At 39.2% G+C, this 8,957-nt stretch carries 9 protein-coding genes; 4 read left to right on the top strand and 5 right to left on the bottom strand.

The window, feature by feature from the left end:
- Positions 1-942: CocE/NonD family hydrolase (locus AAC037_RS12550; RefSeq protein ID WP_339903317.1), on the top strand; the 942-nt coding region annotated here is incomplete at its 5' end.
- 156 nt (positions 943-1,098) lie between these two features.
- A complete protein-coding gene (locus AAC037_RS12545; protein ID WP_339903316.1) occupies positions 1,099-1,647 on the top strand; it encodes a ferritin in 549 nt (182 codons plus the stop codon).
- Between the two features lie 169 nt (positions 1,648-1,816).
- On the opposite strand, the gene pncA is transcribed toward AAC037_RS12545, so the two are convergent.
- The 3 genes from pncA to AAC037_RS12530 form a co-directional block, all read right to left on the bottom strand.
- The gene (gene pncA, locus AAC037_RS12540) at positions 1,817-2,449 is read right to left on the bottom strand and encodes a bifunctional nicotinamidase/pyrazinamidase (protein WP_339903315.1); all 633 of its coding nucleotides are present in this window, start codon (positions 2,447-2,449) and stop codon (positions 1,817-1,819) included.
- Positions 2,439-3,920, bottom strand: a complete 1,482-nt coding sequence (locus AAC037_RS12535; RefSeq protein ID WP_339903314.1) for a nicotinate phosphoribosyltransferase — start codon at positions 3,918-3,920, stop codon at positions 2,439-2,441. The genes pncA and AAC037_RS12535 overlap by 11 nt, the downstream gene beginning before the upstream one ends.
- 62 nt (positions 3,921-3,982) lie before the next feature.
- Positions 3,983-4,804 (bottom strand): DMT family transporter, encoded by an 822-nt coding sequence (locus AAC037_RS12530; RefSeq protein ID WP_339903318.1) that lies wholly within the window; start codon positions 4,802-4,804, stop codon positions 3,983-3,985.
- A gap of 157 nt (positions 4,805-4,961) precedes the next feature.
- Between AAC037_RS12530 and AAC037_RS12525 the strand changes: the two genes are divergently transcribed.
- Positions 4,962-5,405: a peroxiredoxin gene (locus tag AAC037_RS12525; protein WP_303612075.1), complete on the top strand. Its 444-nt coding sequence runs from the start codon at positions 4,962-4,964 to the stop codon at positions 5,403-5,405.
- A 280-nt stretch (positions 5,406-5,685) separates the two neighbouring features.
- On the opposite strand, the gene AAC037_RS12520 is transcribed toward AAC037_RS12525, so the two are convergent.
- Positions 5,686-7,029 carry a Gfo/Idh/MocA family oxidoreductase gene (locus tag AAC037_RS12520; protein WP_339903313.1) on the bottom strand — a complete coding sequence of 448 codons (1,344 nt, stop codon included), beginning with the start codon at positions 7,027-7,029 and terminating at the stop codon, positions 5,686-5,688.
- Between the two features lie 28 nt (positions 7,030-7,057).
- The gene (locus AAC037_RS12515; RefSeq protein WP_339903312.1) at positions 7,058-7,819 is read right to left on the bottom strand and encodes a DUF1080 domain-containing protein; all 762 of its coding nucleotides are present in this window, start codon (positions 7,817-7,819) and stop codon (positions 7,058-7,060) included.
- Positions 7,820-8,082: 263 nt separating this feature from the next.
- On the opposite strand from AAC037_RS12515, the gene AAC037_RS12510 reads away from it, so the two are divergent.
- Positions 8,083-8,957 (top strand): aspartate aminotransferase family protein (locus tag AAC037_RS12510; RefSeq protein ID WP_339903311.1); only part of this gene is annotated, 875 nt, incomplete at its 3' end.

Genomic DNA, 8,957 nt, shown 5'->3' with positions numbered 1-8,957 from the left:
AACAACCCTGACACCTACAATGCCCTAGTGATGGGGCCTTGGTCTCATGGAGACTGGTCAAGAGAAAATGGGTCTCAGGTTATTTCTAATATTTATTTTGGCGATTCTATCTCCACATGGTACCAAAAAAATATTGAACGTGTTTTTTTCAATCATTATCTAAAGGGACCCGAAATAGGTAAACCTGCCCTTCCTGAAGCGTATATGTTTGATACCGGAAACCATAAATGGGAAAAATTCGAAGAATGGCCTCCAAAGGAAAGTCAATGGAAAAGCTTTTACTTTCAAGAGAAAGGGGAACTTTCTGAAACCACACCGGAGGGAAATAGATTTACCACTTTCATTTCAGACCCCTCCAATCCTGTCCCTTATAGTCAAGACATCAAAATAAACTTCACGCCAAGAAAATACATGGCAGACGACCAGCGATTTGCAGCCAGAAGGCCTGACGTGCTGACTTTTACCAGCGAAGTATTAAGTGAGGATATGACGCTTGCCGGGGAAGTTTTGGCAAAATTAAAAGTTGCCACTTCTCAAACGGACGCAGACTGGGTAGTTAAGATCGTCGATATTTTTCCCGGAGATCAACCCAACCATGCCTACGTTTTAGATGGGGTGGACATGGGCAACTACCATCTAATGGTTCGTTCAGAAGTCATCAGAGGAAGGTATAGAGAAAGCTTTGAGTTCCCAAAACCCTTTATTCCGGATCAAATCACTGCTGTTGATTTCAGGTTACAAGACCTTTTCCATACTTTTAAAAAGGGGCATAAAATTCAAATTCAAATCCAGAGTACTTGGTTTCCTTTAATTGATCGCAATCCTCAAAAATATGTTCAAAACATTTTTGAGGCTGAGGAAGAGGACTTTGTCAAAGCCACCCATAGGGTTTTTCATACAGAAAAGTTTGCCAGCAAAATTCAAGTAATGGTCCTTCCTTAGAATTAGAATGGTTTAAAATTACTATCCGTATTTCGTCAGTTGATTTTAACTATCTTTATCTTATAAAACAGTGCCGCAGTAATTAAATGGCAAATGCCAACTCTCTTATCAATTAATCGTAAGAGAATAGTTGCTCAACTAAAAAGAAAGAAAAATATGAATATCAAGGAAAAAGAAATTGTGACCTTAAAAAGGTCTTTATTGATGGATACGGAGGAAAAGCTTAACAAGCAAGTGGAAATGGAAGGCAAATCTTCTGCCTACTACCTCTCCATGGCTTCATGGGCAGAAATGCAAGGGTTTTCCCATTCTGCTAAATTCCTATATGACCATGCTGAAGAGGAAAGAGGCCATATGCTGAAATTATTTAGGTATATTAATGAAGCCGGTGGCCATGCCATTCAACCTGAGATTACAGATATCAGACAACATTTCAATTCCCTAAGAGAAGTCTTTGAATTGATTCTGGAACATGAAATTGAAGTCACTAAATCCATAAATACTATTGTTGATCATTGTTTCAATGTTAAGGATTTTGCCACTTTTAGCTTTATGCAATGGTATGTAACAGAACAACGTGAAGAAGAAACCGTTGCCAGAAGAGCTTTAGAAATCTTTGATATTATTGGCGAAGAAGGCGTTGGCTTATGGACCATTGACCAAGAAATGGGCAAATTACATGCGACCAATGATTCGGAGGTTTAATTATAAATAAGCCTTCTAATATCCAGGTAAGGTAAATTTGAACTTATTCATTGAAAAAGCCATCAGCAAAATACGCTGATGGCTTTTATTATTTCCTAACTTAAAGTCATACAATTTTTGAAACCACCTTAATTCTTCAAACCTCTACTTGAGAATTGTAAGTATTTGTTCAAAGCAACTCGTCACTTTGAAGCAGCACAGCCCCCTTCTTTTCCATCTCATTAAAAGCAGCCAAAGTATCATTGGGAGTCAAATTAACTCCTTTTGTGGCATCTATAATCAAAAAAGTATCAAAACCTAAATCCAAGGCATCCAATACAGTGAACTTAACACAATAATCTGCAGCTAGACCTGTAACAAATACCTTTTCAATCTTCTTGTTTTTTAGATAGTCTCCCAATCCGGTTTGTTCTTTCCTGCCGTTGTCGAAAAAGCCACTATAGGAATCAACTTTCGGATTGGTTCCCTTCTTAAAAATTTCACGCCAATTATTATGATCAAGCCCTTGATGAAAAGCTGCACCAAAAGATCCTTCCACACAATGAGTAGGCCATAAAATTTGCTCAAGACCATATAAAATTACGGTATCCCCTACTTGTTTGCCTACATGGTTGGCTGCAAAACTTCCATGATTTGATGGGTGCCAGTCTTGAGTGGCCACGATAAATTCAAACTTTTCTTGTAACTTATTGATTACAGGAACTACCTTATCCCCATCATTTACCGCGAGTGCTCCACCCGGCAAAAAGTCATTTTGTACGTCCACTATAATAAGGGCGGTATTATTGAGATCAATTGCCATTGTCCATCGATTTAGCTTTAAGTACCAATGCTGTTCTAAACTCGTGTAAACTTGCCTCTAGCCCAACCGGATAGATATGGGGATTGATCAACCTCTTATGGGTTTTATCAAAGATGGCAAGCCTATCTTGTGTCCTTTGTCGAATCTGCTGAATACTGGGCCGCTCATATACTTTCTTTCCATTAACAAAGATTGGTTTAAGCAAAATCTCAGCTTCTGCATTCCCTACAGAGATTTTCTTTCTTCGGGTAGGGTCTATGGGATCAATTATCGTCACTTTATCTCCTTGTTGCAAACCTTCCAGATAAATCATGTCGGCTATTGCCTTTCCATTTGCAGAATACCTGAGTACGTTATGGTGGCCGGGAATATTAATTTTTATGGATTGTTGAGACAATTTTATTTTAGGAACCCAATCTCCATCCTTACTTCTTAATGCTGACAATTTATACACAGCCCCTAAAGCAGGTTGGTCATAGGCAGTGACCAGCTTGGTCCCTACCCCCCATACATCTATGGAGGCCTCTTGCATTTTCAGGGAGGTAATAATGTGCTCATCCAAATCATTGCTGGCCACAATCTTAACCTCCGGAAACCCTGCCTCATTTAGCATTTTTCTAGCCAAGTTACTGAAATAAGCCAAATCTCCGGAATCGATCCTAATCCCTTTCAATGCTTTACCCCTCTTTTTCAGCTGCTCAGCAACCACTATTGCATGTTTGACTCCTTGCACAATGTCATAGGTATCCACAAGCAAAATGGTATTGTCGGGAAAGGTCTCTGCATAAGATTCAAAAGCCGTTAATTCGTTCTCAAATGACATGATCCAACTGTGGGCATGTGTACCCGACACAGGAATACCAAAAAGCTTTGCAGCCATAACATTTGAGGTGGACGAACAGCCCCCAATATAAGATGCACGGCTTGCTGCGAGTGCCCCATCTATTCCCTGAGCTCTTCTTAAGCCAAACTCCATCACTGGATCTCCATTGGCGGCTAAGACCATCCTTGCCGCTTTGGTAGCGATTAAAGTTTGAAAATTAATGATATTCAATAAGGGTGTTTCTAAAAGCTGACATTGGATAAGTGGGCCCTTTACCCTTACCATAGGCATATTAGGGAAGACAACTTCACCTTCTTCTACTGCATCTATGTCACAGCTAAAGGTCATGTTTTTTAGATAATCAATAAAACCACTTTCAAAAACCTTTTCCCCTTTTTCATCTTTCATTTCGGCCAAAAAAGCAAGATCATTGTCACCAAAAGTCATATTTCGGCAATAATCAATGATATAATCTAATCCGGCAGCTATCGTAAACCCACTTTGGAAAGGATTTTTCCTGAAAAATAGATTGAAGATAGCTTCCTCCTCTGCTTTTCCTGATTTCCAATAGGCATAGGCCATGGTAAATTGGTAATAATCAGTTAATAAAGTCAGTGAACTATGGTAAAGGTCTTTGGTTATTTTCATAAAAGTGATGCTATAAATTTCAAATTTACAGGTTTAAGCGGCTTAAACCATATTTTAAGCCATTATTTTGCTTCGGGCTTCCTCGCATATAAAAAGTTTAGAATCACACCGGTAAGCACCAATAACATCCCTCCATAAGTATACAAGTTGTAGGTTTCTTCAAAGAGAACATATCCGAACCCGAGGGCAAAAATTATCCCAAGGTAATTTAAGTTTGACACCTTGGCCAAATTTGCATTTTGATAAGCAATGGTCATAAAATACTGTGCTAATTGAGATAAAACACCTACTAAGAAGAGGAAAGCCCAATCCCAACCTTCCGGCTGTTTCCAGTAAATCATGCTTATTAGGCCTGCAATTGGAATGGTAACAAGAGGAAAATAAAACACAATCACCAAGGGGTGCTCAGTGTTTTTTAGTCTTCTGATCACATTATAGGCCAAACCGGAAAACAAAGCTGAAGTAATTCCTATAACCAAAAATAAACCATTTATCCTCGGGTCAAATCCTTCTATCATTATCACTCCGGAAAAGGCAATGGCAAAAAACAAAAACTGCTTGGGTTTGACTTTTTCTTTAACGATAAATATTCCTAAGATGCTAGTAAATATGGGGCCTAAATACTGAATGGTGACAGCACTCGCTAATGGAATATTCTGCAATGTGTAGAAAAATGTAATCAAGCCTATTGAACCAACGATGCCTCTTATCACCAAAAGCTTCTTATTATTCCCAAAAACCGGGACGGACTTTTTCTTTAAGATAAGGTAACTGGCAATAAAACTAAATACAGATCGAAAAAGGATAATTTCTATGGCCGGAATATGGGGCAATGTTTTTACAACTACATTCATTAGTGCGAAAAAACACACAGCCAGCAACATGTGCTTTACACTTGAATTACTCAAAATAAACGCTTTAAATAGTGAATCAAAATTCCCCCAATAAAAGTACTTTTTGTATAAATTGGTTCCGAAAAAAAGATAAAAGCAGGAAAAGAAAACTATTTCTATCAAAAATTGTTTGACTAACTAAAAAAACATGGGATTAAGAAAAGGTCAAAAAGCACCGGACTTCACATTACCTTCTACTTCAGGTTCAGATTTTAAACTTTCACGGGATTTTTTTGGTAAAGCATGTGTAATCTATTTTTACCCAAAAGATTTTACCGGAGGATGTACAGCTCAGGCCTGTGAATTCAGAGATCAATTTGAAGAATTCAGAGATTTAGACCTGCCGGTAATTGGGATCAGCAGAGACGATATGGAAACACATCTTCGTTTCAAAAAATCCAATAAATTACCATTTGAATTACTTTCTGATGTCTCCGGAGAAGTATGTAAAAAATACGATGCCTTGGTACCGATCATAGGCATTCCAAAAAGAGTAACCTATCTGCTTGACAAAGGGCATGTGATCCAGGATGAGTTCCAAGACATGTTCAATGCAAAAGCACATATTAAAAAGATGCTTGAAAACTACTGAGAATGTCCGTTACCTGCTTCCGGAATTAATAGGGCCAAGGGCATTAATTTCATGGGGACATCATTTCAAAATCAGTCAATTTCCAGCCGATTAGCACCATGCTTGGAAACCTGTTTAACTTTGCGGTGTTATGCAACAGCCTCCCAAAATACTGGCTTTCTTATGCTACATCCTTCTTGTTGGATAATAGTAAAGCTACTATAACTGCTTTGAAAAACTCAAGCTTAATAAACTAAAAGGACGGAAAAAAAGGGATGCAATTGGCATCCCTTTTTTACTTTTATACTTTAGGTAATTTCCAACCATTGTTGTAGTTGGCTTTAATTAGCTTATTGGCTTTTCCATTAGTAAACTGACCTTTCTCTGCATCCCAATAAATTTTCTCACCTAATTTATAGGCGATATTTCCCATATGAGCATTGATTGCCGCTACGGAGCCGGTTTTAATACCACAGTGAAGCAAAGATGGATCATTGGCTTTCATGGCTTCCACAAAGTTTTTGCAATGCATCCTTTGGGCATTCCACTCCGGCTTTACAAGTTCTAAGGCTTCAATTTTCTCCTTTTTCTTGCCATCGACATTTTCGGTTTCAGCAATGACTTTCCACCCCCCTCTATTGACAACCAGCGTACCATTGTTCCCAATAAATGCAATGCCTTCTGTTGTTCCGTAATTTCCTCCATCAATACCCGTAGCATGTTCCCATAGCATATTAAAACCATCGTATTCATATACTGTTTGAAGGGTGTCCGGTGTTTCGGAGGCATCATCAGGATAGGCTAATTTACCACCTGATGCCAATACTGATTTAGGCGCACTTACTCCCATGGCGTATAGGGCTATATCAATTTCATGCACACCCCAATCTGTCATCAATCCTCCCGCATAATCCCAAAACCAGCGAAAGTTAAAATGAAATCTGTTGGCGTTAAAAGGTCTGTCCGGAGCAGGACCAAGCCACATTTTATAATCTACACCTGCTGGAGGCTGGCTATTTGGTAATTTTGGAACGGGGTTCATCCATCCTTGGTAGGCCCAAGTTTTGACCAACCTAATATTTCCTAGCTTCCCGGATTTGACCATATCTATGGCCTGGGAATATTGAGAGCCACTTCGTTGCCATTGCCCTACTTGCACCAATTTCCCATACCTTTCTACCGCCTTTACCATCAGGTTACACTCCTCAATGGAATTGGCCAAAGGCTTTTCTGTATAGGCATGTTTACCTGCTGAAAGGCTGTCGATCAAATTCAGGCAATGCCAATGATCAGGGGTACCAATGATTACCGCATCAATATCCGGATCTTCAAGCATCAGCCTGTAGTCCTTGTATTGCTTGGGCCTTTTTCCTCGCAGTTTATAAACATCTTCGGTACGTTGGTCCAATACACTTTGATCCACATCTGCCAATGCTACACAGTTGACTTCCGGAAGCCTTAAGTGACTGTGCATATTTGACCAGCCCATTCCCTTGCAGCCAATTAAACCAAAATTAATTTGATCATTGGCTCCCACACGTTTAGACCTTGCATTTACATGCGTTGCAGACAATAGGTTGGGTAATGTGGCCAATCCTGCTGAAGTAAGGATTGATTTATGAATAAATTTTCTTCTGGAGTTCATCGTTAATTTTAATTAATAGAAAAGTAAATCAATCTAACTTTCTCGCCCATATATTCCTAAAACTAACAGGGTTACCATGGTCCTGGATATGAAAAGGCAATTCTTCCTCATGCTCCACATAATGAGGAATACCTATATATTGCGTAGGCCCATGTAGTGTTACATTGTTTTGTACAAGAATTCCGTTGTGCAATACAGTAATTCTTGCGGGAGATATCAACATTCCTTTGGAGTCGAATCTCGGAGCGGTAAAAATCACATCATACGTGTTCCATTCTCCCGGAGGGCGCATGGCATTAACTAAAGGAGGATGCTGCTTGTAAATACTTGCTGCCTGTCCATTAGAATAGGTCTTACTTTCATAGGAGTCTAGAATCTGCAATTCATATTTTCCCATTAAGAAAAATCCTGAATTACCGCGTCCTTGGCCTTCTCCCTTGATTTCACTGGGTGAACGCCATTCCAGGTGCACTTGAACATCACCAAAAGTTTCTTTGGTTTTAATTCCTCCTGTTTTAGCCACTACGGTGAAAACTCCGTCTTTAACTTCCCATTTGGGGAAACTCCCATCTCTCTCACTTACCCAAGCGTCCAAACTACTGCCATTAAATAGCACAATCGCATCCGCCGGTGGCAGGTGATTTTCTTTTCCGGGCTTTACAGGTTGTACAACCGGCTCGTAAAACTCAGTAGCTTGAGGTGGCAATTTAATATCTTTTTCTTGAGCTGAAACAGAAAAAGCAACAGTGACGCCCAAGACTAAAAACAAAGAAAATAATTTTGATTTCATTGGTATATTTTTGGTTTAAGAATATGTGTTTCTCAAATTAAATGATTTGTAGCAGATAAACCTTAATTAATCGGCATAAATTTCTCTATTTCGGCGAATTTCATGCATTAAAATGCATAACATTTCAATTAATTAAAATCATTTAAAGCTTCCTTAATCAATTAAGGTTTCATTACAGGACATATTATGATTACTTTTGTTTTGCTGATGATTGCCACAAAAAGTGGTAATTAATCCCAGTATATTTTCATTTATTTATTATTATGAACAACCGACAGTTATTTTTATCTCATTTGGCACAAACGACTGATTTCCCTCTTTTGATAGAAATAGAAAAGGCAGAGGGTATATATATGTTTGGTCCCAATGGTGAAAAATACATGGACTTGATTTCAGGCATTGGTGTTAGCAATATTGGTCACCGCCATCCTAAAGTATTGGAAGCCATTCATAAACAATTGGACAAATACTTGCATCTAATGGTTTATGGAGAATATGTACAACAACCGCAATCCCTTTTAGCCCAGGCCCTTGTTAATACATTACCGGAAAGCCTTGACAATGTGTACTTGGTTAATAGTGGTAGTGAAGCCATTGAAGGGGCCCTCAAACTTGCCAAAAGATACAATAACCGCAGAGAAATAATTTCGTGCGTAGACGCCTACCACGGTTCTTCACATGGTGCACTTTCAGTTGGAGGAAATGAAATATTTAAAAGAGCCTATAGGCCCTTATTACCGGGAGTGAGAAATATCCAATACGGAGACAAGGAACAACTCAAATACATTAGCACAGCAACCTCGGCAATAATCCTGGAAACCATCCAAGGTGAAGCGGGAATACGGGTGGCCGACAAGCAATATTTTAAGGCCCTTCGGGAAAGATGTGACAAAACCGGCACCCTATTAATCTTGGATGAAGTTCAGGCAGGATTTGGAAGGACAGGGAAATTTTGGGCCTTTGAACATTTCGGAATCATTCCGGATATTGTGGTTTGTGCCAAAGGTATGGGGGGGGGAATGCCCATTGGTGCCTTTATTGCCCCCAAGGAGATCATGGAGGTATTTAAAGATAATCCCTTATTGGGCCATATAACTACTTTTGGCGGTCATCCGGTAAGTGCAGCCGCTTCCTTGGC

This window comes from uncultured Cyclobacterium sp. (assembly GCF_963976465.1).
Lineage (GTDB): Bacteria > Bacteroidota > Bacteroidia > Cytophagales > Cyclobacteriaceae > Cyclobacterium.
This window is presented reverse-complemented; position numbering and strand designations above follow the sequence as displayed.